Origin of the sequence: Pseudomonas fluorescens (assembly GCF_902497625.1) — a bacterium.
GTDB classification, from domain to species: domain Bacteria; phylum Pseudomonadota; class Gammaproteobacteria; order Pseudomonadales; family Pseudomonadaceae; genus Aquipseudomonas; species Aquipseudomonas fluorescens_BQ.
Genome location: NZ_CABVGX010000020.1, coordinates 34,318 through 60,563, shown reverse-complemented (window position 1 = coordinate 60,563; position 26,246 = coordinate 34,318). Strand labels below are relative to the sequence as shown.

The 26,246-nt window shown below is 58.6% G+C and carries 21 protein-coding genes; 8 read left to right on the top strand and 13 right to left on the bottom strand.

Annotated features, from left to right (window positions below; genetic code table 11):
* Positions 1-623 precede the first annotated feature (623 nt).
* Positions 624-1,394 (top strand): SDR family oxidoreductase, encoded by a 771-nt coding sequence (locus tag F8N12_RS14095; RefSeq protein ID WP_150580970.1) that lies wholly within the window; start codon positions 624-626, stop codon positions 1,392-1,394.
* 116 nt (positions 1,395-1,510) lie between these two features.
* Here the strand turns inward: F8N12_RS14095 and F8N12_RS14090 are convergent, their stop codons facing one another.
* From F8N12_RS14090 to F8N12_RS14060, 7 genes are all read right to left on the bottom strand, one after another.
* Positions 1,511-2,641, bottom strand: coding sequence for an AGE family epimerase/isomerase (locus F8N12_RS14090; RefSeq protein WP_150580969.1), 1,131 nt, complete (start codon positions 2,639-2,641; stop codon positions 1,511-1,513).
* Positions 2,642-2,815: 174 nt separating this feature from the next.
* Positions 2,816-3,388 carry a HupE/UreJ family protein gene (locus tag F8N12_RS14085; RefSeq protein ID WP_150580968.1) on the bottom strand — a complete coding sequence of 191 codons (573 nt, stop codon included), beginning with the start codon at positions 3,386-3,388 and terminating at the stop codon, positions 2,816-2,818.
* A gap of 27 nt (positions 3,389-3,415) precedes the next feature.
* Positions 3,416-4,030 (bottom strand): urease accessory protein UreG, encoded by a 615-nt coding sequence (gene ureG, locus F8N12_RS14080; RefSeq protein WP_150580967.1) that lies wholly within the window; start codon positions 4,028-4,030, stop codon positions 3,416-3,418.
* A 23-nt stretch (positions 4,031-4,053) separates the two neighbouring features.
* Positions 4,054-4,728 (bottom strand): urease accessory protein UreF, encoded by a 675-nt coding sequence (locus F8N12_RS14075; RefSeq protein ID WP_150580966.1) that lies wholly within the window; start codon positions 4,726-4,728, stop codon positions 4,054-4,056.
* The gene (gene ureE / locus F8N12_RS14070) at positions 4,725-5,225 is read right to left on the bottom strand and encodes an urease accessory protein UreE (protein ID WP_150580965.1); all 501 of its coding nucleotides are present in this window, start codon (positions 5,223-5,225) and stop codon (positions 4,725-4,727) included. Before ureE ends, F8N12_RS14075 begins: the two co-directional genes overlap by 4 nt.
* A 210-nt stretch (positions 5,226-5,435) precedes the next feature.
* Positions 5,436-6,068 carry a TetR family transcriptional regulator gene (locus tag F8N12_RS14065; RefSeq protein ID WP_150580964.1) on the bottom strand — a complete coding sequence of 211 codons (633 nt, stop codon included), beginning with the start codon at positions 6,066-6,068 and terminating at the stop codon, positions 5,436-5,438.
* Positions 6,069-6,232: 164 nt separating this feature from the next.
* Positions 6,233-6,730, bottom strand: a complete 498-nt coding sequence (locus F8N12_RS14060) for a hypothetical protein (protein WP_150580963.1) — start codon at positions 6,728-6,730, stop codon at positions 6,233-6,235.
* A gap of 386 nt (positions 6,731-7,116) precedes the next feature.
* Here F8N12_RS14060 and F8N12_RS14055 point away from each other — a divergent pair, with 386 nt between their 5' ends.
* Complete coding sequence (locus F8N12_RS14055; protein ID WP_150580962.1) at positions 7,117-9,192, top strand: AsmA family protein; 2,076 nt, start codon at positions 7,117-7,119, stop codon at positions 9,190-9,192.
* 92 nt (positions 9,193-9,284) lie between these two features.
* On the opposite strand, the gene F8N12_RS14050 is transcribed toward F8N12_RS14055, so the two are convergent.
* A complete protein-coding gene (locus F8N12_RS14050) occupies positions 9,285-9,815 on the bottom strand; it encodes a ferritin-like domain-containing protein (RefSeq protein WP_150580961.1) in 531 nt (176 codons plus the stop codon).
* Positions 9,816-10,061: 246 nt separating this feature from the next.
* On the opposite strand from F8N12_RS14050, the gene F8N12_RS14045 reads away from it, so the two are divergent.
* Positions 10,062-10,952 (top strand): lipase family alpha/beta hydrolase, encoded by an 891-nt coding sequence (locus F8N12_RS14045; protein ID WP_150580960.1) that lies wholly within the window; start codon positions 10,062-10,064, stop codon positions 10,950-10,952.
* A gap of 73 nt (positions 10,953-11,025) precedes the next feature.
* Here F8N12_RS14045 and F8N12_RS14040 read toward each other — a convergent pair whose 3' ends face one another.
* The gene (locus F8N12_RS14040) at positions 11,026-11,919 is read right to left on the bottom strand and encodes a DMT family transporter (protein ID WP_150580959.1); all 894 of its coding nucleotides are present in this window, start codon (positions 11,917-11,919) and stop codon (positions 11,026-11,028) included.
* A 126-nt stretch (positions 11,920-12,045) separates the two neighbouring features.
* On the opposite strand from F8N12_RS14040, the gene F8N12_RS14035 reads away from it, so the two are divergent.
* Both F8N12_RS14035 and F8N12_RS14030 read left to right on the top strand, forming a co-directional pair.
* Complete coding sequence (locus F8N12_RS14035) at positions 12,046-12,354, top strand: PsiF family protein (protein ID WP_150580958.1); 309 nt, start codon at positions 12,046-12,048, stop codon at positions 12,352-12,354.
* Positions 12,355-12,577: 223 nt separating this feature from the next.
* Entirely contained in the window at positions 12,578-13,591 is a 1,014-nt protein-coding gene (locus F8N12_RS14030; protein ID WP_150580957.1) for an AI-2E family transporter, read from the top strand.
* 309 nt (positions 13,592-13,900) lie between these two features.
* On the opposite strand, the gene F8N12_RS14020 is transcribed toward F8N12_RS14030, so the two are convergent.
* A complete protein-coding gene (locus F8N12_RS14020) occupies positions 13,901-15,175 on the bottom strand; it encodes an Hsp70 family protein (RefSeq protein WP_150580956.1) in 1,275 nt (424 codons plus the stop codon).
* A 297-nt stretch (positions 15,176-15,472) separates the two neighbouring features.
* Here F8N12_RS14020 and F8N12_RS14015 point away from each other — a divergent pair, with 297 nt between their 5' ends.
* Together F8N12_RS14015 and F8N12_RS14010 are read left to right on the top strand one after the other, a co-directional pair.
* Positions 15,473-16,423, top strand: coding sequence for a DnaJ C-terminal domain-containing protein (locus tag F8N12_RS14015; protein WP_150580955.1), 951 nt, complete (start codon positions 15,473-15,475; stop codon positions 16,421-16,423).
* 23 nt (positions 16,424-16,446) lie between these two features.
* The gene (locus F8N12_RS14010; protein WP_150580954.1) at positions 16,447-16,752 is read left to right on the top strand and encodes a chaperone modulator CbpM; all 306 of its coding nucleotides are present in this window, start codon (positions 16,447-16,449) and stop codon (positions 16,750-16,752) included.
* A 48-nt stretch (positions 16,753-16,800) separates the two neighbouring features.
* Here the strand turns inward: F8N12_RS14010 and F8N12_RS28275 are convergent, their stop codons facing one another.
* Both F8N12_RS28275 and F8N12_RS14000 read right to left on the bottom strand, forming a co-directional pair.
* Positions 16,801-17,706, bottom strand: coding sequence for an RHS repeat-associated core domain-containing protein (locus tag F8N12_RS28275; protein ID WP_150580953.1), 906 nt, complete (start codon positions 17,704-17,706; stop codon positions 16,801-16,803).
* A gap of 298 nt (positions 17,707-18,004) precedes the next feature.
* On the bottom strand, positions 18,005-19,132 hold the full coding sequence (locus F8N12_RS14000; RefSeq protein ID WP_150580952.1) for a sensor histidine kinase: 1,128 nt from the start codon (positions 19,130-19,132) through the stop codon (positions 18,005-18,007).
* 240 nt (positions 19,133-19,372) lie between these two features.
* Here F8N12_RS14000 and F8N12_RS13995 point away from each other — a divergent pair, with 240 nt between their 5' ends.
* The gene (locus F8N12_RS13995; protein ID WP_150580951.1) at positions 19,373-24,484 is read left to right on the top strand and encodes a dermonecrotic toxin domain-containing protein; all 5,112 of its coding nucleotides are present in this window, start codon (positions 19,373-19,375) and stop codon (positions 24,482-24,484) included.
* 61 nt (positions 24,485-24,545) lie between these two features.
* Here F8N12_RS13995 and ureC read toward each other — a convergent pair whose 3' ends face one another.
* Positions 24,546-26,246 carry an urease subunit alpha gene (ureC, locus tag F8N12_RS13990; protein WP_150580950.1) on the bottom strand — a complete coding sequence of 567 codons (1,701 nt, stop codon included), beginning with the start codon at positions 26,244-26,246 and terminating at the stop codon, positions 24,546-24,548.

Sequence of the window (26,246 nt, the reverse complement as noted above, 5' to 3'; positions counted from 1 at the left end):
TTTAACCGCGACATAAAGACGCCGCAAATGGCTGTTTTATCAAGGTTTTGAGTTGTCCCCGTTTGCTGTGGAGCTGACTGTGAATAACGTGGTGGTACATGGCTGCAGACCTTTGCAAACGTGGCTTGCAGCGATATGGTTGTTTTTTGATCAGGGAGTTTCTCGGCGCTCAATGGCGTCTTTGTCAACCTTTTTATCACCGGTGGGATCAACCCGATGATGCAGGTGAAAGCCTGTGGATAAGTCTGTGGTTAAACTCTGGAAAGAGTTCGCTGAGGGCCGTAGTTACTGGCTTCGCGCCATCGCCCATTCCATAGCCCAGTCGTGCAAAATGCCTTGGGCTACACTGCGGGCATGCGAGGGTCAAGCAAAAAAGTTTTCCAAGTGCTCGCAAAGCCTTGTGCCCAGCGGCTTGCAGCCGTTTTACTTGCCCCCGAAAACTGTGGACCGGCCTGTGGATAAGGTGCGTGTACATGGCTGTAAGCCCCGCACTGTATAGCGCTTGGACGGTTGGTTGTTATTTGAGCAATTGCACAGTGGTTGCCGCTGTGTGCAAGGCCGGGCATGCTGCCGGCTGATTTCTATTCCAATGGCTGCGAGTCGGCCGAAGCAAGGAGAACACGATGTCCAACACCCTGTTTATTACCGGAGCTACTTCTGGTTTTGGTGAAGCCTGCGCCCGTCGTTTCGCCGATGCTGGCTGGAAGCTGGTGCTGACAGGCCGTCGTGAAGAACGCCTCAATGCCCTGTGCACCGAATTGTCGAAGCAGACGGAAGTGCATGGCATCGTGCTTGACGTACGTGATCGCAAGGCCATGGAAGAGGCCATTGCCAGTCTCCCGCCGTCTTTCGCGAAACTGCGCGGATTGATCAACAACGCCGGCCTGGCGCTTGGCGTCGACCCTGCGCCGAAGTGCGATCTGGATGATTGGGACACTATGGTCGACACCAACATCAAGGGTCTGATGTACAGCACGCGTCTGTTGTTGCCGCGACTGATCGCCCACGGCCGTGGTGCCGGTATCATCAACCTCGGCTCGGTCGCCGGCAGTTACCCTTACCCGGGCAGCCACGTGTACGGAGCGAGCAAGGCGTTCGTGAAACAGTTTTCGCTGAGCCTGCGCTGCGACTTGCAGGGGACGGGCGTGCGGGTCAGCAACATCGAGCCGGGTATGTCCGAGAGCGAATTTTCGCTGGTGCGCTTTGCAGGTGATCAGAAGCGTTATGACGCAACTTACGCCGGCGTAGAACCGATCCAGCCGCAAGACATCGCCGACACGATTTTCTGGGTACTGAACGCGCCGGCGCACATCAATATCAACAGTCTCGAGTTGATGCCGTTGAGCCAGTCGTGGAGTGGGTTTGCGATTGATCGCAGTGGTGGCAAGGCCTGAGAACGTATAACGGCTATCGCGAGCGAGCTCGGCTCCCACAGGTTTTGTGTCGTTCGTTAAATGGCGAATCAACACAAACCCCTGCAGGCGCCGAGCTTGCTCGCGATGACTGTCTCTCAGTCAGCGAGGTAATCAGCCAACCCGCGATAACAAGTCGCCAGATGATAAGGCGTGGTCGACGGCATATCGCGGCGACTCACTTCACCCTTCTCATCGCGGCATTCATACCAGCCGTGCGCATGTAAAGAATGCTGCAGCAATGCCTGCAACTGGCGCATGACTGCAGCCTCGCTGTCCGGTCGCAGCGTCAGCGCCCGCAAGTATTCAGCCTGAGCCCATATACGCTGGGTGGCATCTTTCGATTGCCCATCCAGCGTCAACATCGCCCGCACCGCGCCACTTGATTCATCGACGCCTCGCTGCTCAGTGAACGCAAACGCGCGGTCGAGCGAGGCGTGCAGCGGCGAACCGCGCAACAACGGCGATGATTCCAGCAGGAAGTACCACTCGAATTGATGGCCTGGTTCAAACCAGTTATCCACAGCGCCCAGGGGTTTTTCCATCAGCACATCATGTTCTGGATCGATAAATCGCCGATGCATTGCGCTGCATAACTGCTCAAGGGCACGCTGCACAGGCGCGTCTGCACGAACTGCCAGCGTCGCAAGAAATGCTTCAGCCAGGTGCATCAACGGATTCTGCAGCGGCCCGGTATTCAGGGAAGACCACTCCTGGTCGAGGCATGCTTCGTAGAGGCCGTCGTTCGTCGTGAAACGCTGCGCGATCACTTCAAGTGTGGCGTTGAGCACTGACTCCACCAACGGCTCGCGAACCTTGTCCCAATAGTGAGCGCAGGCAAACAGGATAAAAGCGTGGGTGTAGAGATCCTTGCTTCGATCGAGTGGGGTGCCTTGCGAGTCGATGCTGTAGAACCAGCCGCCGTGTTCAGCGTCGTGAAAATGCTGCTGCAAGGAACGAAACAACGCAGCCGCACGTTCCTCGGCACCCGCCAGCTGACCGATCAGGCCGGAAAACACATACAACTGCCGCGCGCAGGCCATGGCCCGGTAGCGTTGAGGTGGCAGCGGATGGTGAGCCGCATCCAGCGCTTCATAGGGCAGTGCCATGTCGGCATTCCAGCCCGGACCTTGCCAGAGCGGCACAATCACGTCCCGGAAATGCTGTTGCACCGAGGCGAACAGCGCGTTCAGTTCAAGCTGGGAAGTGGAGCGGGGCTGATGCGGCATGGGCTGGCGTCGTCACGGCAGGATTAATTGCGCGCCATGTTAGCAGAGAGGCCGGTCGGAGAGAGGCGGTGTCTGTCAGACCGCTATCGCGAGCAAGTTCGGCACCCACAGAGTATCCATTTCACAGTGGGAGCCGAGCTGCTCGCGATGAGGCCATCACAGGCGATGCAGAAATCAGCCGGCCAATAACCACACCCCGGTCGCCGCCGAAGCTGCTCCGGCCAAGCGCACCAACGGCGCTGCCGCCCGAGGCATAACCCGCACCACCGCAAAACCTGCGGAATGCAATGCGGCCGTTGCCACCACAAATCCTGCCGCATACGCCCAAGGGCTGGACATGTCGGGTAATTCCAGGCCATGCGCGACGCCGTGGAACAGCGCAAACAATGCTGTGGCCGCAACGGCCAGGCTTAACGGTGGACGCACGGCCAGCGCAACCGCCAGCCCCAGCGCCAGCACTGATGCAGCGATGCCGCTTTCCAGCGCCGGCAAATGCAGCCCTGCAAAACCCATTACCCCGCCGATCAGCATCGTGCCGACAAACGTACAGGGCAGCGCCCAGCGTGCGGCGCCTTGTTGCTGCGCCGCCCACAAGCCGACGGCCAGCATTGCCAGCAAGTGATCGAGACCGCCGACAGGATGACTGATGCCGGCGATCAACCCGTTGTCGCCATGGCCCGGGTGGGCGAGGGCGATGGCTGGCGTCACCAAAAGGGCCAGAGTGGCCAGAATGCGTTTCAATATCATGGTTGAGCTTCCTTGTTGAGATCCTGATCAGGCTGCGGTCAGCAAGCCTTGGCGTTCGATGAAGGCGATGATCTCTTCCAGCCCCAGACCTGTTTTCTGGTTGCTGAAGACAAATGGCTTGCCGTTGCGCATGCGGCGGGTGTCGCTGTCCATCATCTCCAGCGATGCGCCCACCAGCGGCGCGAGGTCGATCTTGTTGATCACCAGCAGATCGGATTTGCAGATGCCCGGGCCACCCTTGCGCGGCAGTTTGTCGCCGGCCGAGACGTCGATCACATAGATAGTCAGGTCGGACAGCTCCGGACTGAACGTTGCCGACAGATTGTCCCCGCCGGATTCCACCAGAATCAGATCAAGCCCCGGAAAGCGGCGGTTCAGTTGGTCCACCGCCTCCAGGTTGATCGAGGCGTCTTCGCGAATCGCCGTGTGCGGGCAGCCGCCGGTCTCCACGCCAATAATCCGCTCAGGGGCGAGCGCTTCGTTACGCACCAGAAAATCGGCGTCTTCGCGGGTGTAAATATCGTTCGTGACGACGGCGAGGTTGTAGCGATCGCGCAGTGCCAGACACAGCGCCAGCGTCAGGGCCGTCTTGCCGGAGCCGACCGGGCCGCCGATGCCGACGCGCAGGGGTTGAGCGTTCATGTGATTCTCCAGAATTAACGTCCCTAGGAACGAAACAGGCGGCTGTACTGGCGCTCATGGGCCATGCTTGCCAGAGACAGGCCGAAAGCGGCGCTGCCGTAATATTCGGGTTTGAGGTGGCTGGCGTGCTGTTGTGCTTCTTGCAGCAGCGGCAGCAATTGGCTGGTCAGGCGCTGGGCGGCTTGCTGGCCCAGCGGCAGGGTCTTCATTAATACCGCCAGTTGGTTTTCCAGCCAGCTCCAGAGCCATGCCGCGAGCGCATCCTGCGGCTTGATCTGCCAGGCACGCGCCGCCAGCGCCCAACCGAGGGCAAGGTGCGGCTCGGCACGTTGCTCGAGAAACGCACGGGCCGCAGCGTCCAGTTCCGGCAGACCGTTGAGCAGTTGCTGAAGTGAATAGCCCATCTGCCGGCTTTCCTGATGCAACTCCCGAGTCTCGCGACTGGCGCGATGTTCTTCGCAATGCTGTAACAGATCAGCCCAGTTTTCCTCGGCCGCTGCGGTGCAATGGGCAAGCAGCAACGGTGCTTCGAAGCGCGCCAGGTTCAGCAACAACTGATCGCTGATCCAGCGTCGCGCGCTCTCGGAATCACTCACGCGACCGTTATCCACAGCCATTTCCAATCCCTGTGAATAGCTGTACCCACCAATCGGCAACTGCGGACTGGCCAGACGCAATAGCGCCCAGGCTGGACTCATAAACGTACGCCGAACTGGTGCAGTTTCGGCGCGTAGTTGAAGGCTTCCTCGCCATGCCGGGAATGGTGATGGCCGCCGCCGTAAGCCCCGTGCTCGGGCTGAAATGGCGCTTCAATGGCGTCTACGCGGGCATTCAACTGCTCAAGCATGGCCTTGAGCACGTAATCGTCGAGCAAGCGTAGCCAGCCATCGCCCACTTGCAGAGCAACGTGGCGATTGCCGAGGTGATAAGCAGCGCGGGTCAGCTCGAAGGCATTGGCGCAGGTGACATGCAGCAGTTGCTCGGGACGCGCGCAGACGCGGACAATCCTGCCGTCTTCAGCCTCAAGGCATTCGCCATCGTGCAGCGGTGGTTGACCACGGTTCAGAAACAGCCCGACGTCTTCTCCGTCGGCGCTGAAACAGCGCAAACGGCTCTTGCTGCGCGCTTCGAAGGTGAGGTGCAACTCGGCGGCCCAGACGGCTTGGGGGTCGATTCTGCGATGAATCACCAGCATCGGAAAGCTTCCAGCAATGAACATAAGTCAGGCTAGAGCAAGGGGCTTGCCAATCGGGATGATTTGTAGGAAATGCCTGACAGGATTGTAGGATGATCAGGGGAAATCAACGCTTGATGCGTTGAAATGGTGCGCCTCATTCATGCTCGGCACCAGTTTGTGGCGAGGGATTGATTCATGCAGGAGCTGAATTGCTCCGGCAAAGGCCATTTATTCCACGCTGCCCAATCCCTGCCAGTGCTTGAGCCCGATAAAGATGAATCGAAGCTGCTGAGTGATCTTGGCTTGCGGCGTTAAATGCCCGGGAAGGTCTTGCGCCGGGGGATCAATAATATCCGGCAGAGTAGCGAACACGCTTTTCACCACAAGGTCGGCCATTACGCTCAAACCGGCGATGTCCAGATGCTGCAATTTGGGCATGAGCGACAAGTCGGTGGCCAGGTCAGAGCTGATATCTTCGCGCAATCTACCAATCGCCAGACGTACCGGCAGCGATCCGCCGTATTGCTCGCGAGCCAGAAAGAGGAACTGTGAGCGGTTGGCGGACACCACATCAAGGAAGATGCGCACGGAGGCATCAATAATGCCGCCCATCTCAAACTCGTTGTGGCGCACCAGGCGAATGGTTTCACGGAAGGTTTGCCCGACTTCGCTGACCAACACCAGGCCCAACTCGTCCATGTCTGCGAAGTGTCGGTAAAAACCGGTCGGAACGATGCCCGCCGTTTTCGCCACCTCGCGCAGGCTCAGGCTGCCGAATCCGCGGCCACACTCCATCAGATGGCGGGCAGCATCCATCAAGGCATTGCGGGTTTGTTGCTTCTGTTCGGCGCGGGGCAGCATCGCAAGGTTTTTCTGAACGGGACAGCGGCGCACTCTAGCAAATCGGCTTTGCCGGCGTCGAACGACTATCGGAAGATTTGCGTGGGGAAGGGCGACTTACTGAAGGGGATAGAAGTCAAAAGCCCAATCTGTGGATTGGGCTTTTTTTCCGGGCCGTCATGGGCTCAGCTCAAGCTGCTGTTGCGTTCGATCACGCGGTCACCACCACCTTCGGCAACTGTCTGACCTTGTGGGGTGCGGTCGTAGCCATCTTCGGCGACGGTCTGGCCTTGTGGCGTACGGTCGTAGCCATCTTCGGCAACGGTCTGGCCTTGTGGCGTACGGTCGAAACCGTCTTCAGCCAGCGTCTGGCCAGGTGTACGGTCGGAGCCATCGGCAGCCAGTGTTTGCCCAGGTGTACGGTCGGAGCCATCAGCAGCCAGCGTTTGGCCTGGAGTGCGATCGGAACCGTCCTGAGTGATCAGGCCTTTTTCTTTCAAGCGATCGTTACCGCCTTCGGCCAGGGTTTGACCTGGGGTGCGATCGGAGCCGTCAGCCGCAACTGTCTGGCTGAAAACTGAAGCGGATTTCACCTGCGGAGTTGCCTGTTCAGCAGCTGGCAGAGCGAATGCAGTGCTGGCCAGCATTGAGAGGGTGAGACTTAGCAGCAATTGACGTTTCATGATTAGGTGCTCCTTGTGAGGGCAATAAAGTGGGTACGAGGGCAATGCTACTCTCGATAAGTCGATATAAAAGTTCATAAACGCAATGGTAATAATCAACAGAATTGATTGTTCTGCCGGGAGGCTCTAGAACGGGTGTTTCCGGTGATCGTTTTTGCACTACAGTGGGTATTTCTGACCCACTCTCGCCACGCGATCGTGCGCAGGCGGTAACGCTTGAATACGCCGGCAGGATGTCGTCAGCCGATTATTTGAGCGTTAAGCGGCATTTCAGTTAAACCTGCGGGCAGTTTCCCAGTCCTAGGTTTCATAACAGGCCGTTCCGGCCTAACGTTTCACACGTGCGTCGCAGTTCGGGCGCTCAGTCGTATCAGGAGCCCTGTGCAATGACGCGCACCCCGAAAATTTTTGCCTGGATATTCGCCAGCCTTGTTCTTTTGCTGGCCGTACTGGTGCTGATCATCGTGTTCTTCGATTGGAACCGGATCAAACCGACCATCAATGAGAAAGTCTCTGAAGAACTGCACCGACCGTTCGCGATCAATGGCAATCTCGCTGTTGTGTGGCGTCGTGAACTGGACGAGGGCGGATGGCGCGCCTGGGTGCCATGGCCGCATGTGGTGGCTGAAGACCTCAGCCTCGGCAATCCGGATTGGTCTAAGCAACCTCAGATGGTCACGCTCAAACGGGTTGAGCTGCGCATTTCACCCCTGGCCTTGTTGGCGCAGCGGGTCACGATCCCGCGCATCGATCTGACTGAGCCCAATGCTGATCTGCAGCGCCTTGCCGACGGTCGAGCCAACTGGACGTTCAAATTTGATCCTAAGGATCCCGACGCCGAGCCTTCAGACTGGGTGGTCGATATCGGCGCGATCGGTTTCGACAAGGGCCACGTCACCCTTGACGACCAGACGCTGAAAACCCGGCTCGATCTGATCATTGATCCGCTGGGCAAGCCGATCCCGTTCAGCGACATTGTCGGAGACAAAGCGGCGAAAACCGCGCAGGAGAAGGGCTCGACGCCGCAGGATTACGCGTTCGGTTTGAAGGTCAAAGGTCAATACCATCAGCAGAATCTGGTCGGGGAAGGCAAGATCGGCGGTCTGTTGGCGCTACAGGACTCGGCGCGACCGTTCCCGCTGCAGGCTCAGGTAAAAATTGCTGACACCAGCGTCGAACTGGCCGGCACCCTGACTGATCCGCTCAACCTTGGCGCTCTGGACCTGCGCCTCAAACTGGCCGGCAGCAGCCTAGGCAATCTCTACCCGCTGACGGGTGTGACGCTGCCGGATACCCCTCCCTACGCCACTGATGGTCACTTGATCGCCAAGCTGCATGAGCCCGGTGGTGCGGTGTTCCGCTACGAAAACTTCAACGGCAAGATCGGCGACAGCGATATTCATGGCAGCCTCGCCTATGTCGGTAGCCAGCCGCGGCCCAAGCTCAGCGGCTCGCTGGTCTCCAATCAATTGCTGTTCGCCGACCTGGCGCCATTGATTGGCGCCGACTCCAATGCCAAGCAAAAGGCTCGCGGCGGTGAAAGCAAGCAGCCGACCGATAAGGTGCTGCCGGTCGAAGAGTTCAAGACCGAGCGTTGGCGCGACATGGATGCTGATGTCGAATTCACTGGCAAACGGATCGTCCACAGCGAGCAACTGCCGTTCACGGATCTTTACACGCACTTGATCCTGAACGACGGCGTGCTGAGTCTCGAGCCACTGCGTTTTGGTGTCGCCGGCGGCAAGCTGGATGCGCAAATCCGTCTGAACGGGCATACCGAACCGCTGGAGGGCACGGCGAAACTGACGGCGCGGGGTTTCAAGCTCAAGCAACTGTTCCCGACCTTTGAGCCCATGAAAACCAGTTTCGGCGAGCTCAATGGCGATGCCGACATCAGTGGCCGCGGCAACTCTGTGGGCAAGTTGCTGGGTACGGCCAATGGCAGCCTGAAAATGTTGATCAACGATGGCGCCATCAGCCGCGAGTTAATGGAGCTGGCCGGGTTGAACGTCGGTAACTATGTGGTTGGCAAGATCTTTGGCGACAAGGAAGTGAAGATCAATTGCGCGGCTGCCGACTTCGACATCAAAACGGGCCTGGCGACGACGCGACTGTTTGTCTTCGATACCGAGAACGCCATCATCTATATCGATGGAACCGCGAACATGGCGACGGAGCAACTGGACCTCACGGTCACCCCGGAATCCAAGGGCTGGCGGTTGATTTCGCTGCGCTCGCCGCTGTATGTACGTGGCAAGTTCATCAAGCCGGATGCGGGCGTGAAAGCGGTACCGTTGCTGTTGCGCGGGGCCGGCATGGTGGCGTTGGGAGTGATCGCGGCACCAGCGGCTGGTTTGCTGGCACTGGTGGCGCCGAGCGGAGGCGAACCGAACCAGTGTGCGCCGCTGCTTGAGCAGATGAAGGCGGGGAAGGCGCCGAAGACTGTCAAGGCTACCAGGTAAAAAGGTCGCGTCTTTAAGGCTGCGTTAGCGGGCCAGCCTCGCTCCTACAGATTTTCGCGGATTCTGCAGGAGCGATGGTGGTTAGGCAGGCGTCAAAGGTCGTTCAGGATGTCTGCCATATCATCCGCATGCTCTTCTTCCTGAGCCAGGATATCTTCGAAGATACGTCGGGTGGTCGGGTCTTTCTCGCCAATGTATTGAATGATCTCGCGGTAGCTGTCGATGGCAATACGTTCGGCTACCAGGTCCTCGTACACCATCTCTTTCAGCGAGTTACCGGCGACGTACTGCGCATGGGAGTTTTTCGACAGCAGGTCCGGGTTGAACTCCGGCTCGCCGCCCAACTGCACGATGCGTTCGGCCAAACGATCAGCATGTTGCGCTTCCTGCCTGGCGTGTTCGGCGAATTCTTCAGCGGCAACGTGTGCTTTCAGGCCGTTGGCCATGAAATAGTGGCGCTTGTAACGCAACACGCAGACCAGTTCTGTGGCGAGCGATTCATTGAGCAGGCGCAGCACCTCATCAATGTCGGCGCTGTAGCTTTCAGTCACCGCGCCGTTCTCGACGTTCTGGCGGGCACGAGCGCGCAGGGTGGCCACGTCGGATAATTGCATGTCATTCATTTCGTTCTCCTGGAGGCTAATCCGGTTTGCGTCACCTTCTGAGGAAGTGATCGCTACGTAAGGTGTGAGTCGCCTGAAACACGAAAGTTTGATGCGGTTTTCCTGAAAATATCCGGATGCGCGGGGGAGCAGGAGCGGCGAGTACGACATAGACTGATCGTCGAGTTGTCACGATGCATGGCGCTGCCTGGTTCACGTCCTGCCTGGTTCCCTGCGTCTTCTCGCCCAATACAAGGAAGTCCTTCCATGTCGCAAGCTGGCGCCACGCGTTATCCCATCGTGCTGATCCCGGGCATGCTCGGGTTTATCCGACTGGTGCTCTACCCGTATTGGTTCGGCATCATCTCGGCATTGCGCCGCAGTGGTGCGACGGTGGTTGCGGTACAAGTCTCGCCACTCAATTCGAGTGAGGTGCGCGGCGAGCAACTGCTGGCGCGGATCGACGAAATAATGCGAGACACGGGCGCCGCCAAAGTTAACCTGATCGGTCATAGCCAGGGCTCGCTGACGGCGCGCTATGTCGCAGCGAAACGGCCAGACCTTGTGGCGTCGGTCACGTCGGTGGCCGGGCCGAACCACGGCTCGGAACTGGCGGATTATCTGCACCTGCATTACCCGTCAAACAGCGCCAAAGGTCGATTGCTCGCGGTGATGTTGCGCGTGATTGGCGCGCTGATGGGCCTGCTGGACACCGGTTACCGTGGGCCGAAACTACCGGTCGACATTCAGGCCTCGCACGAATCCCTGACGACGGCCGGAGTCGCAGTATTCAATCAGCGTTATCCACAAGGCCTGCCCGACACCTGGGGCGGGCAGGGTCCCGAAGAGGTTAACGGCGTGCGCTATTACTCGTGGTCCGGCACCTTGCAGCCGGGCAGGACTGATCGCGGGCGCAATATGTTCGACGGCACCAACCGCAGCTGCCGGCTGTTCGCGAAGACCTTTGTCCGCGAGGCCGGGCACTGCGACGGGATGGTTGGTCGCTACAGCTCGCACCTGGGCACGGTCATTGGCGATGAGTTCGCGCTGGACCACTTCGACATCGTCAATCAGTCGCTGGGATTGGTCGGCAAAGGTGCCAAGCCGGTGCAGTTATTTGTCGAGCACGCGGCGCGGTTGAAGGCGGCTGGCGTCTAACGCGGCCATCACGGTAGTCGCCACAGGTCCCGACCGCGTTTGCGTTCACCGCGAGCGAGCCCGCTCGCGATAACTACCGTTCAGGCGGCATGGACCTTAGGGCCAACACCGTCGTCCAGCGCTCCGAAAGAATCACCCCGCCCAGCGTCAAAAGCCCGCCCGCCAGGTGATACCAGGCCAGCCGTTCGTTGAGCACCACCGCCGCAATCAACGCCGTGATCAAAGGCAGCAGATTGAAAAACAGTGTGGTGCGGCTTGGTCCCAGGCGCACCACCGCTTGCATCCATGCCAGCGGCGCGACCATAGACGCCAGCAAACAGGCATACAGAACCAGCGGGATGTTCTGCGCGGTCAGGCCGGTCTTTGCCGACAGGGCGAACAGCGGAAACAACACCACCACCGCCATCCACACCTGTAGATACAACAACACCAGCGGGGGCAGGCGCAGCTGCCATTTTTTCAACAGCGTGCTGTAAATCGCATAGGCCAAGGTCGCGATCAGCATCATTGCGTCGCCCAGATTCACCCCGTGTTCGAGCAACACGCCGAGGCTGCCTGATGACACCACCACCAGCACACCCGTCAGCGACAGCAGTGCTCCGGCCAATGCGCCTGTCGTCAGGCGTTGGCCAAGAGTGACGATGGCCATTGCCAAGGACATCAACGGCATCAACGACAAAATGATGCCCATGTTGGTGGCCGACGTCAGCGATGCAGCGAAGTACGCCAGGCTTTGATAAACCGCCATGCCCAAGACGCCGAGGATAAAAATCCTGCCCAGGTTCGGGCGAATGGCCGGCCAATGAGCGATCACCGGTTTGAGCATGAAAGGGGTGAACAGCAATCCTGCCAGCAGCCAGCGGTAAAAGCCGATCTCGGCGGGGAAGATCGCCCCGGCAGACATTTTGGTGATCACGGTGTTTCCGGCCCATATGAAAATGGCCAGTAGGGGAAAAGCGTATTGCATCAGATATAACCACGGCGTTAATGAGGAGCGATTATCCACTGTCCTGGCCGCTGATGGTGTAACAAGCGTTGTCTACACTGCACAAGGAGGCCGCGCTGCCCGGTGCGGTTACCAGGAGAAAACGCCATGAAAATATTGCGTGCCCCTTTGTTGATGATCGGTTTACTGATGTGTGCCCAGGGTTTTGCCGCCACGGCCCAGCAGAACAAGATGACCACCTGCAACGCTGACGCCACTGCCAAATCCCTCAAGGGCGATGAGCGCAAAACCTTCATGAGCACCTGCCTCAAGGCGGCGCCGGCGGCCAACGATGACGGCAAGGTGCTGACCCCGCAGCAGCAGAAAATGAAAACCTGCAACGCCGATGCGGCGACCAAGGCGCTGAAGGGCGATGAGCGCAAGGTGTTCATGAGTGATTGTCTGAAGAAGAAATGAGCCTCAGGTGGGAATCGCCGGGGACCGTAAGGGCCTTAACGTTGGCGCGCTCGCTCGATGCTGTGTTGAAGGTCGAGCAGAATGCCCTGGGCACCTGAGAAACCCGCGATGAGGTCTTGAGGCGCCGCAAAAATCCCGACTCACGCTGACCCATACAATCCTAGTGCTCCTCCCGGAACGCTGGCAGACTGCCAATCCTTTTCGCCGTCCGTTTTGAGGCTGTATGCCAACGTTCTCTCAACGCCAGGTTTTGCTGGTGATCAGTTGGGTCATCATCTTTGGTGGCTTGCTGCTGGTGCTTCCGCTTCGATTATTACCCAGTCTGCTGGCCGGTTTGCTGGTGTTCGAACTGGTCAACATGCTCACCCCGCAGTTGCAGCGCCTGATCGAAGGTCGGCGTGCGCGTTGGCTGGCAGTCGCGTTGCTGGGGACGTTAGTGGTCAGTGCCCTGGCGCTGCTCTTTGCCGGCGCTATCAGCTTTCTACTGCACGAAGTAGAGAATCCCGGGGCGTCGCTCGATAAGTTCATGGTTGTGGTCGATCGGGCGCGCGGGCAACTGCCGCCGTTCATCGATGCCTATCTGCCGGCCAGTGCGGCTGAGTTTCGCGTGGCCATTGGCGAATGGATGAGCAAGCACCTCAGCGATTTGCAATTGGTCGGCAAAGACGCCGCGCACATGTTTGTGACGCTGCTGATCGGCATGGTGCTGGGCGCGATCATCGCCCTGCAACGCGTACCGGACCTGACCAAGCGCAAACCGCTGGCAGCCGCACTGTTCGATCGCCTGCACCTGTTGGTCCAGGCCTTTCGCAACATCGTGTTTGCGCAGATCAAGATTTCGCTGCTCAACACCTTCTTTACCGGAATTTTCCTGGCGGTGGTGTTGCCGATGTTTGGCATCAAGTTGCCGCTGACCAAAACGCTTATCGTGCTGACCTTCCTGCTCGGTCTGCTGCCGGTGATCGGCAACCTGATCTCGAACACACTGATCACCATTGTCGGGTTGTCACTGTCGATCTGGGTCGCGGTAGCGGCGCTGGGGTATCTGATTGTTATCCACAAGCTCGAATACTTCCTCAACGCGCGCATTGTCGGCGGGCAGATCAGTGCCAAGTCGTGGGAGTTGCTTTTGGCAATGCTGGTGTTCGAGGCCGCATTCGGCCTGCCGGGGGTAGTGGCGGGGCCGATTTATTATGCGTACCTGAAGAGCGAGTTGAAGCAAGTGGGGATGGTTTGATCCGCTGTGAGCAGTTGAGCAGTTGAGCAGTTGAGCAGTTGTGCAGTTGTGCAGTTGTGCAGTTGTGTAGTTGTGTAGTTGAGCAGTTGAGCAGTTGAGCAGTTGTGCAGATGAGCAGTGAGCAGTTGAGCAGTTGAGCAGTTGAGCAGTTGATCTACTGTGGTGAGGGGGCTTGCCCCCGTTGGACTGCGCAGCAGTCCCCTGCATTTCTTCAGACTTATCGAGTTGAATAGTTTCAGGGCTGCTTCGCAGCCCAACGGGGGCAAGCCCCCTCGCCACAAGGGATCCCCTCACTACAGGGCGTCGGTGTCACTCCATCGGGCCGTAACGTTTTGAGGCTTCAATCGCCAGACCGCTGCCGATGCTGCCAAAGATGTTGCCTTCCACATGCCGCGCGTTAGGCAACATTGCCGAAACACTGTTGCGCAGTGCCGGGATACCACTTGATCCTCCGGTGAAGAACACCGTGTCGACCTGGTCCACGCGCACATTGGCGTCGGTCAGCAGCCGGGTCACGCTGTTGCGCACGCGCTCCAGCAGATTGTCGATGGCCGACTCGAACAGCGCCCGGCTCAGCTCCACGCTCAACCCCGGCTCGATGCGGTCCAGCGGCACATGGCGGCTGTCGGCATGGGTCAGCTGGATCTTGGTCTCTTCCACTTCCATGGCCAGCCAGTGCCCGGCGCGTTGCTCGATCAACTTGAACAGACGGTCGATGCCGCCGGTGTCTTCGATGTCGTAGCGCATGCTGCCCAGGGCCAGGGTCGATTTCTGCGAGTACACCGAGTTGATCGTGTGCCAGGTCGCCAGGTTCATGTGGTGGCTGGTCGGCATGTAGGCGCCGCTCTTCATCCGGCTGCCATAGCCGAACAGAGGCATCAGCCCGTGCAGGCTCAGCTGCTTGTCGAAATCGGTACCGCCGATGTGCACACCACCGGTGGCGAGGATGTCGTCATGTCGATTGTCGTAGTGGCGACGTTCGGGTGACAGGCGCACCAGGGAAAAGTCGGAGGTACCGCCGCCAATGTCGACGATCAGCACCAGCTCTTCTTTTTCAATGGTCGACTCGTAGTCGAAGGCCGCTGCAATCGGCTCGTACTGGAATGACACATCCTTGAAACCGATGGCACGGGCCACATCGACCAAGGTGTTCTCTGCTTCCTGGTCGGCCATCTCATCGTCATCGACGAAAAACACCGGACGGCCTAATACCACTTCCTCGAACTCGCGACCGGCCGCGGTTTCGGCACGCAGCTTCAATTGGCCGATAAACAACCCGAGCAGGTCCTTGAACGGCATGGCTGTGCCGAGGACACTGGTATCGTGCTTGATCAGCTTGGAACCCAGCAAACTCTTGAGCGAGCGCATCAGGCGGCCTTCGTAGCCCTCCAGGTATTCGTGCAGCGCCAGGCGGCCGTACACCGGGCGGCGTTCTTCCATGTTGAAGAAGACCACCGATGGCAGAGTGATCTTGTCGTCCTCCAGCGCGATCAGCGTTTCCATGCCGGGGCGCAGCCAGCCGACGGTGGAGTTGGATGTGCCGAAGTCGATACCGCAGGCACGGGCTGGAGATGCGTTCTTCATGTCTTTCGGGTTCCGGTTAAAAAACGGCCGCGCAGTGTATGTCAGTGCGGCACAGATTCGAAGGCCGACTATCCGCTAAATCACTGATCGGCGCCTTGATAAGATGGCCGGATGCCCCAAACTTGTCTGCATTGGCTCTGGTAGACAGTGGGCGGTCGCAAGAACCACCCGCCGCTGCCGATAAACTTCTGATGCGCCGCCCGGTCACACCCTTGAGATCGGTCAATCCAGACACCCCCAAACAAGAGCATGCTGTACCTGGCTGCGCGATTTCGATAATGGATGGTGATTCCCACGATGGACTTCAAAGACTATTACAAGATTCTCGGTGTGGAACCGACCGCGGACGATAAGACCATCAAGGCCGCTTATCGCAAACTTGCGCGCAAATACCACCCCGATGTCAGCAAGGAAAAAGACGCCGAGTCCAAGTTCAAGGACGCGTCGGAAGCTTATGAAGCGCTGAAAAGTGCCGACAAACGCGCCGAATATGACGACCTGCGCAAGTACGGTCAGCATGGCCAGCCGTTCCAGGGCCCGCCCGGGTGGCAGGGGCGTGGTGCAGGTGGCTTCGGTGGTGGTCAGGACACAGGCGATTTTTCGGACTTCTTCAGTTCGATCTTCGGCAACCGTGGGCCGGGCTTCAATGGTGGTGGAGAATCGCGTCGCAGCACCGGACGTCGAGGGCAAGACGTGGAAATGGAATTGGCGGTTTTTCTCGAAGAGACCCTGGCGAACGAATCGAAAAAGGTGACGTTCCAGGTGCCGCAGTACAACGCTGCCGGCCAGCATGTGAGCAACACCACCAAAAGCCTCAACGTGAAGATTCCTGCGGGCGTAACCGATGGCGAGCGCATCCGCCTCAAAGGCCAGGGCGCGCCCGGCATTGGTGGCGGGGCCAACGGCGATTTGTACCTGATTATCCGTTTCGCACCGCATCCCAAGTTCGACGTCGAAGGCGAAAACCTGATCATCACCTTGCCGCTGGCGCCGTGGGAACTGGCCCTGGGTGCTGAAGTGGCGGTGCCGACGCTGACCGGCAAGATCAACCTCAAGGTCCCGGCCGGCAGTCAGAATGGCCAGCGTATGCGCGCCAAAGGACACGGCCTGCAGAACAAGGCGGGCGAGCGCGGCTACCTGTTCGTGCAGCTCAAGGCCGTCATGCCAAAAACTGCAAACGATGAGGTCAAGACGTTGTGGCAGGAACTGGCTCGCAAAGCCGCGTTCAACCCGCGTGAAAATTTCTGATCGAAGACACGGAGTAGCCCGTCATGAGCAACCCCCTGATCGTTCATCTGGACATGGCAGAGTTCTGCGAGGCGTCGCAGCTATCGGACGTCTACGTAATCGAAATCGTCGAACACGGGATTCTTGAGCCGCAGGGCACACAACCCCGTGACTGGCGATTCACCGATTTCGAATTGGCACTGGCCAAACGTGCCGCCAAGTTGCGGCACGATTTGGAGCTGGAGTGGGAAGGAGTTGCGCTCGCGCTTGATCTGCTCGAAGAGGTTCAACAGCTGAGGGCGGAGAACAGCATGCTCAAGCAGCGGTTGGGGCGGTTGGTGGGGGAGTAACCGCTTCGCGAGACGATACCTGAGGTGTATGGAACAGGCACGCTTAGTCTATTTTTTTTCGTTTCTGACCAGGCCCGCTATTTGGTCCAAAGACATTTTCAGCACACTGTCTTGGGTGGGGTTGCCGTGCGTGTCGAATGTCACAGAATACTGGCGCGAGGCGCCACTCGGTAGCACTCTCGTCGGAGGCACAGGGGCATATTTTGAGCTATTGGAAGAAATATCGGGCAAGAGCGTCGATGGTTTAGAGCTGGTACTGGGCAGCGGTTCAACCGAGTTATAAGCCGTACGATGCGACTCGTCAGCGTTAGCGACGTTAGGCTTTGAATGAACGGGTATGACATTTTTCTTTGGTGGACGAGGCGGTGCAGCGTTGATAGGCATGGACGTTCGTGGAGATGTGCTGTTTTGATGTGAGAAAGGGAGTCGACGTTCCGTCTGTATTTCTGGCAACTGCCCCAACTGGATATTTGAAGGCCGAGCTGCAGACGATGAGGTCGCTGGAATTGCTACATAATCGTTAGCAATAGCTGCCATTTGAGGACGTTGGAGCAATGTTGCGCGCGGGCGCGTGCGACGAAAAATTCGTGGGAGCTTTACATGCCCAGTCGGATCCCTGAAATTCACCGGATCCCCCACGCAATACATATACGCATTTAGCCCACCCTCCCCAAACGGGCTCAAACTGTCCGGGCTGTGAAAGTGCATCAAGGTGGGGTTGTAAGCGCGATAGCCATTACCCAGCAGATACCATCCCGACATCCTCTCGCTTAACTCACCGCTAAACCCTAACCGCGTGGCTATCGGCCGAGACGCCGACTGATGGCCGTATGCGGAATAAGCGACGGGATTGAGCTGGCCTTCCACCTGCTCGGCGAATATTGAATTCTGTTGGTCGGCAGCCAGCAATATCGTGCAGAACTGGCGGTTGTTACTAGCGACTGAGTTGAGCATGCCGGTGCCTATCTTGTGAGAGATTCGACTTGGATCGATGCCCTCAGTCTGACTGCCCCACCGTTTTTGGTGAACTGGCAGAACTGATAGTCAGGTCTGGCTGCGAACGGCTTGCCTCGGGCGGGGGATCCGCAGGTGTAAGAACACATTCCCCTGTAGGAGCTGTCGAGTGAGACGAGGCTGCGATCTGTTGCACTTGGTTGTTTATGAACGTTAAAAGATCGCAGCCTCGTTTCACTCGACAGCTCCTACGGGCTGCTACGGGCTGCTACGGGCTGCTGCAGGTGGGTTCCGTGTTTCAGATTCTGCGCGGCAGTCTCACTGTGAACAGCGTGCCATCGGTCTCGTTCGAGGTTACTTCAATCGAGCCTTTATGCGCGTTGACCACTTCCTTGACGATAAACAGACCCAGACCCAGGCTTGTGGACGGCTGCCCCGGCTCTTCCTCGGAACTGCGCACCAGCGGATCGAAAATGGTGCCGATGGCTTCTTCGGGGATTGGCGTGCCGAAGTTGTGCACTTCAAGACGAACCGCGTCGCTCTCCCCGGTCAGGGTCAGTGTGACCTCGCGTTTGCTCGCACCGTGCTGCAAGGCATTGCCGATCAGGTTCTGCAGCATCTGGCTGAGCCGTCCGGCATCCCAGACACCATGGGTGTCGCCGTGCACGGTCAGCGCCGGGTCACACTCGGGATTGCCGGCGCAGGCTTCGGCAATCGCCGCATGGGCGGTGTCGGCGAAGTCCATCGGTGATGGCTGGATGGGCAAACTCTTGCCCAGACGACTACGCACCAGCTCCAGCAAATCACTCACCATCACCGCCATGTGCCGCGCACCGCGTTTGATGTTGATCGCGCAGGCCAGCGCATCGCCTTGGAGCGTGGTTTTGCGCATGAGCAATTCGGTGGACATGCTCACTGCTTGCAGGGGGGCACGCAAATCATGACCCAGGATGGCCAGAAAAATGTCCCGCGAGCGGTTGACCTGTTCGGCATAAGCCGCCGTGGACTCCGCCAATGCTTCATCGATGGCCTCATTGAACCGGATCATGTCCTGAAAGTAGGCGAGGTCCGGTGATTGCAGACTGTCCACCCACAGGCGAATCACACAGGCGCGCAAGTGGCGAAACTCGCTGGTCATCTGCACCAGATCGAAGCCAACGGTATGCCGCAGCTCACCATGGCTGGCGCCTGCTTCGTCCAGGCTCGGGGTTTTCTCGGGCCCTTCACCCTTGGCCTTGGCCACCTGTTCGCTGGCGGTTTGCGCGGTGGTCATGTCGCGGGCCGCGGCCAACAAAATTTCCGCAGCGTGATCACGCAGAGCCGTTCGGTCCATGTGTTCTGCCGCCGGCGTAACCGTCCTGGCGAAGGCTTCCCATTCATCGACGATGCGCTCCACATGTTGCCTGATGAAATCGGGTAGTCGCATGGCCTGTTACCTGTGCGGGCTGAATGTGACGCATGGTAGCGCCTTTGGGCTGGAAATAAACCTGCTCAAGGAAGACAGCACGCCTGGCACTATCGGCGGTGGTATAAATATATGTCGATGCTTTTGTTTCTCGAAAGATAAACGCCTTTTTTCTTTAGCTGATGAACAGTTATTCAGGCTTTTTTTTTGCCGGTGTTTGCATAGTCTGTTGACTTCACTATTTATAAGAAGGTTGAAGTCATGTCTGATTTGCAAGGAAGCAATCCGGCGAATGTTTCGTCTGCCACGGAAGTTGCCGAAGTTGGCGAAAGTGTTCACCAGCACCGGATCAACAAGGTCATTCCCGAGGCAATAAAAAAAGCATCTCCCGCGACCCTGAAGTCAATGCTGACTCTGAATGCAAAGACGCCGGACTGGTATTCCAGCGCGGTGGCAGAGGAGCGTCAGCAATTGAAAGCGTTGATTGATGAACATTGGCGTTTGCAGGCCGAACTCGACGGCGCGCTGGTGGATTTGCAGAGCGATATCGAAACCTTCGCCAAGCCGTTGCTGGCCACTGCGATGCAAGCTCAGTTCGGTGCCGCGCACGATCCGCAAGCGCTGTCCCTGCATCTTTACGTGCCGGACACGATCATCTTTGGCCTCGACACCGGCGCCAGTCGTATCCGCCAGAGTTCGCTGCTAGCGGCGGCACTGCATAACTTCGAAGACGCCGAAACCCGTGCGGGCGCGTTCCGGGAGGGTTCGGGCATCTTGCGCAAGGACCTTCAGGGGCGCCCTCAACGCATCGATACCCTTACTCCTGAGAAGTTTGCGAGCCTGTGTCGGACGTTGGACATTGGCGGGCAATATCAGAACCATATCAAGGCGCTGTTGCAGCCAAAGGATGCGACGGCAGCGTTGGCCTTGAAGGCGCGATCGATAGCCAGCGAGAAATCCGCTTTCAGGCTGGCAGCGCTCACTGCACGATTGAAGGGGGACGTTAGCGCCGCCGCTTATGATCGCCTGACCAGAGTCGTGGAGGGTCAGCAAGCCACCCTCGACGGTCGCCCGCTGCTCAATCATCGGCTGTCTTTGATGGGTTTTAAAATGACCGGCATTGTCCTGTTCAGTGCGGTAAGCGAACCATCTGAAATAAAGAAGGCAGTCGACGCACTGACGCCGGCTAGCTTGAAGTTCTGGCTCGATTGGTCTCGGCGAATACCGGCGTTATCGGGAAACGCATATGAACACTATAAATTGATTCAGAATTTTTTCGCGAATGGTCCACAGGGCGTTGTTGATGAAGCCTTACGCAAAGAGGATATTTATAACCAGAGCCGTTTGAACGGCCCGTTGATTGCCTATATTCCGGACGACCCGCAACATCCGCTAAAAGAATATGCCTCGCTGAGCGATTTTATGTCGACCTTGCTCACGCAGCTTCGCACGCCGCAGTATCAGGAGTTTTTCAGCCGCTTCGTGGACCAGCAGGACAAGGGCAAATTTTTTGCCCGGGCCAACGAACGCCTGACTGCCATCACTTGGCACCCGCGTGAGCCCTTGGACATGGGACCATGGTGGCGCGAGACCGCAATCGAAAACCCCAACGCAGAACCGGTCACCAACGTCATCAAAGACGAACTCTGGGATGTACTGTTCCGACAGCGCCGTGACAAGGCCATCGCCGATGCCCGCAAAATCGCCGTGCCCACCGGCGACGAAGATGCCATCACCCGCTGGAGACGCCTGACCAGTGTGCTGGACATCGCCTGGAACGTTTTCAATTTCGGCGCGATGCTGGTGCCTGGCCTCGGCGAAGCGGTTCTGGGCGTGATGGTCGGGCAAATGCTCGCCGAGTTGGCCGAGGGCATCGAGGACTGGAGCAAAGGCGACAAAGAGCAAGCGTCGGCGCATCTCACCGGCGTGCTGATCAACTTTGCGCAGTTGGCCTTGATGAGTGCCGGCCATCTGTTGCCAGCCCAAGTCATGCCTGTGAAAACCTCGCCCTTCCTCGAGCAACTGAAACCGGTCCTGGTGAACGGTGAAGAGCGCCTCTGGAACCCGGATCTGAGCGCCTATGAACATCCGGCGACCCTGCCTCAGAAAGCCCGTACCAGTGAGTGGGGACTCTACCAGCATGAAGGTCAGGATTTTCTGCCACTGGATGGCAAGAACTTCGCCGTCAGCCGGGACGCCGACACCGGGCTGCATCGCTTGCAACATCCGACCCGCCCCGAGGCCTATCGACCTGTCGCCGAACATAATGGCGCCGGGGTGTGGCGCACTGAACTTGACCAACCGCTGATCTGGGACAAACCGCGGTTGCTGAGCCGATTCGGTATATCCGCTCAAGGCTTGCCTGCGCAACAGCTTGAGCACGTGTTGACGGTAGCCGGGATTTCGGAAGATGCGTTGCGCCGGTTGCATGTCGAACTTGACCCGCATCCGGTCATGCTGACCGATACGCTCAAGCGTTTCGGGTTGTATGCCGAAGCGGGGCTCGCCGCTGAGCAAATTTTGCTGGATCAGGTCAGCGAAGCATTGGTCGAGGACATCGCAGGCTTGATGACCGAGTTGCCGCACTGGCCGGAACTGAGATCGGTGGAGATTTATGAGGGCACGCAGTTGACCGGGCCTTCGGTGCTCATAGGCAACAGTGATGCAGCGCTCGCGAACCGGATCCGCCTGACTCGCGCAGAATTGCGGGACGGGCAACTGCCGCAGCAAACAATCGCAACGCTCTCCGAGCAGGAAATCCATGAGTTGCTGGGTCACGCGATATCCAGTCAAAAAGATGTGCGTGTTCAGGCGTTGAAGGAAACCCTCGCCAACGCGGCGACGAAAAAACGCAAACAACTGTTCGAGTCGTTGTACAAGCAACACGAGGTCGCCGGCGGGAGCAATGTGCAGTTGCTTTCCGACGCTTATCCAGACCTGCCCAACAGCGTCGCTGAGCGTTTACTGCAGCAGGCTCGCCCCGAAGACTTGAGGCACCTCGCCGAGAAGCAGTCCGTGCCGTTGCGCTTGCGCGAACAGGCGCGCACAGCGCAACAGCGCGTACGCCTGAGCCGCGCCTATGAAGGTCTCTATCTCGACGAACTGGCGAATAACGATACGCGCAGACTGGAGCTTGCGTCGTTGGCCAACCTGGCTGGGTGGTCAGACGATATCCGCATAGAAATTCGAGAGTATTCCTACGACGGCAAACTGAATGCCAGCGTCGGCCCGCAAGATGCGTCTTTGCGCAAGGTATTGATTCTCGAAGAGGAGGGCACGTACTTGGCACGCGATGAAGACAACCAGCACCTGCACGGTTCCGACGATTTCTTCGCATCGCTGTTGCGCGCGCTGCCGGACCAGGAACGCAGGGCCTTGGGCTATGACATTTTTGAAGGGGCGCGGCTCAGAAGTGACCTGCAACGAACGCCGCTCGACCACGAACAATTCGCATCAATCCTCCATGAACACCCCAATCGCAAGCCGGCTTATGACCCTGAAACGATGCGGCTTCTGGGCGGCATGCAGGGCTATCGTCGACTGGCTGACCGGCCGACCTTGCAGCGACGTCTGCGTTCGCTGTACCCGGAGTTTTCCAATGAACAGATCGCTACCGTGTATCGTGGCCTGGGCGATGCGGCGCCGCTGCGCATCAGCGAGCTGGAAGCCGAGTTCAACCAGATGAACACCACGCTGCAGCGCTGGATGAATTCGCCGACCGTAGCCCAGCGCTTCAGTCCTGCCGGCGTCGCCGAGTGGACATCGCGAGACAGACTCTACAAGGCGCTCAGGCAATGCTGGCAGCGCACAGGCCCGTTGGGTCCGTCGGTACCAGGCGTCATTCGCCTGCAGCTGCTGGATTTGAGCGGTTTCCCGATGAGCCGGCATCTTGCAAATTTCCCCACGCTGACCGCGAATTTCGATCACGTCACCAGTCTGAGCATGCGTAACGCCAACGTGCTCAGCAGCCAGGGTCAGTTTGTCGAATTGTTTCGCGGGCTGCGCTCGCTTGACTTGGGGGAAAACGTATTGACCCGCTTGCCTCCGGTGATTGGCAATTTGCGCCAGCTGGAGCAACTGCTGCTGGACAATAACCAGATTGCGCTGACGCCGCAGGCGGTGGCGCGCCTGCGCAGCCTGACCAGGCTCGAGGCGTTGAGCCTGCAGGGCAATCCGCTGGGGCTGGTGCCGGATATCAGTCAAATGCCCAACCTGGAACTGATCAACCTCGAGTCGACCGGAATTGACCGCTGGCCCACCGGCCTGTTCGCAACCCCTCGCCCTCGGCACATTCATCTGAATCTGCGACGCAACCCTCTGGTCATCATTCCCGAGGTCGCTCCCGGCTCGTTTCGCGCAGAATTACTGGCGCGTACCATCGTCAGTCGAGAACCTGAGTGGATGCCCGCCGACGTTCTGGAGCGACTCAAGCAGTACACGGAATCCGTTGGCCTTGATCCGGAGCGTCCTTATCCTTCGCTGGGAATACAGGACAGCATCAACTGGAGCCAGGGCATGTCAGAGTCAGTGTTCATGGACAGGCTGATCATTTGGGATGAAGTGGAAGACGAATTCGGTTCCGAACCGTTTTTCAATGAAATACGCAGGCTCACCCAGTCGGCTGACTTCTCAAATCCGGAGCTGACTTACCGCACCGAACTGACCGAGAAGGTCTGGAGAATGCTTGAGGCCATGCATGAAGATACCGCGTTGCGCGAGCTCATCTTCAATCAGGCAGCTTTACCCACCGCTTGCTCGGATGGAGGCACTGAGCTGTTCAATGCGCTGGGCGTGCAGGTGCTGGTCCATGAGGCTTACGCGTTGGAAAATCCTGCTCTTGTCGAGGCCGAGATGGTGGAGCTGGCGAGGGGCAAGTCTCGGCTGAATGAAATCGGTGCGATAGCCCGCGGTCATGTTGCCGAACGCTTGCGCAACGGCGAGCGATTCCGGGTTGTGGGCCCCGCCGGCAGCGTCACCGGAACAATCGACGAGGTCGAGGACCACCTGGCGTTCATGACGGAACTGGCCGAGCCGCTGGACTTGCCTTGGCAATCGCGCGGGATGCTGTTCAGGGCGTTCGCTGATCGCAAGATAAACGCGACGGTCATCGAAGCCGCGCGCGTCAGGGTGCTGGAGCTGGAGAAAGGCAACTTGCTGGTCGAGCGGATTCTCGAACAGCCTTTTTGGCAAAACTACCTGGAAAAGACCTATGCCGATGAAATCCAGAACCTCAAAGATATGATGCAGGATGAGGACGAGCTCGCACAGTTCAACGCGATCGAGAATCTCAAGAGAGTGGTGACGGAGCAGGCCATCGAGCGTGCCAAGTTACGCAGGACGGAACCCCCCTTGAACCTGCAGCCCGCCCGCTGAGAGGTCGCTGACGAGCCCCGAATGCAACGTTGCATTCGGGGTTTGTGTTGAAGTGCCGCACTCAGAACAGGAAATATCGCTGGGCCATGGGTAAGGTTTCAGCGGGTTCGCACCACAACAGAACCCCATCGGCCTTCACTTGATAGGTTTGTGGATCGACGTCGATGTTCGGTAAATAATCGTTGTGAATCAGGTCGGTTTTCTGGACGTCGCGACACCCCTTGACCACGGCGATTTTCTTCTTCAGGCCCAACGTTTCCGGCAAGCCCGCGTCGTGCGCCGCCTGACTGATAAACGTCAGGCTGGTGGCATGCAGCGAACCGCCGTAACTGGCGAACATCGGGCGGTAATGTACCGGTTGCGGGGTGGGGATCGAGGCATTGGCGTCGCCCATCAAGCTGGCGGCAATGGCGCCGCCTTTGAGAATCAGCGTCGGTTTGACCCCGAAAAACGCTGGGCGCCAGAGCACCAGATCGGCCCATTTGCCCACTTCCACGGAGCCGACTTCATGGCTGATGCCGTGGGTGATGGCCGGGTTGATCGTGTACTTGGCGATGTAGCGTTTGGCGCGGAAATTGTCGTTGCCTTCACCGTCTGCAGGCAAAGGACCACGCTGCTTTTTCATCTTGTCGGCGGTCTGCCAGGTGCGCGTGATGACTTCGCCGACGCGGCCCATGGCCTGGCTGTCGGAGCTGATCATGGAGAACGCGCCGAGGTCGTGCAGGATGTCCTCGGCGGCGATCGTTTCGCGGCGGATGCGGCTTTCGGCGAAGGCGACGTCTTCGGCAATGCTCGGGTCGAGGTGGTGGCAGACCATCAGCATGTCGAGGTGTTCGTCGATGGTGTTACGGGTGAACGGTCGCGTCGGATTGGTCGAACTTGGCAGCACATTGGGCAAACCGCAGGCCTTGATGATGTCCGGGGCATGACCACCGCCCGCGCCCTCAGTGTGATAGGTGTGGATGGTGCGGACCTTGAAGGCGGCGAGGGTGGTTTCGACGAAACCGGATTCGTTCAGGGTGTCGGTGTGGATCGCCACCTGCACATCGTACTGATCGGCGACACTCAGGCAGTTATCAATACTGGCCGGGGTGGTGCCCCAGTCTTCATGGAGCTTGAGGCCAATGGCGCCGGCCTTGACCTGTTCGATCAATGGTTCCGGCAGGCTGGCGTTGCCCTTGCCGGTGAGACCGATGTTCATCGGGAATGCATCGGCGGCCTGCAGCATGCGCGCCAGGTGCCACGGGCCCGAGGTGCACGTGGTCGCGTTGGTGCCGGTAGCCGGGCCGGTGCCGCCGCCGATCATGGTGGTGACGCCGCTCATCAGCGCTTCTTCGATCTGCTGCGGGCAGATGAAGTGAATGTGCGTGTCGATGCCGCCGGCGGTAAGGATCATGCCTTCACCAGCGATGACTTCGGTACTGGCGCCGATGGCGATGGTGACGTTTGGCTGCACGTCCGGGTTGCCGGCCTTGCCGATCCCCGCAACGCGGCCGTCCTTGAGGCCGACATCGGCTTTGACGATGCCCCAGTGGTCGATGATCAGCGCGTTGGTGATCACCGTGTCGACCACTTCTGCGGCCAATAATTGGCTTTGGCCCTGGCCGTCACGGATGACTTTGCCGCCGCCGAATTTCACTTCTTCGCCGTAGGTGGTGAAGTCTTTTTCGACTTCGATCCACAGCTCGGTGTCGGCCAGGCGGACCTTGTCACCGACGGTGGGGCCGAACATATCGGCGTAGGCTTGACGGGAAATCTTCAT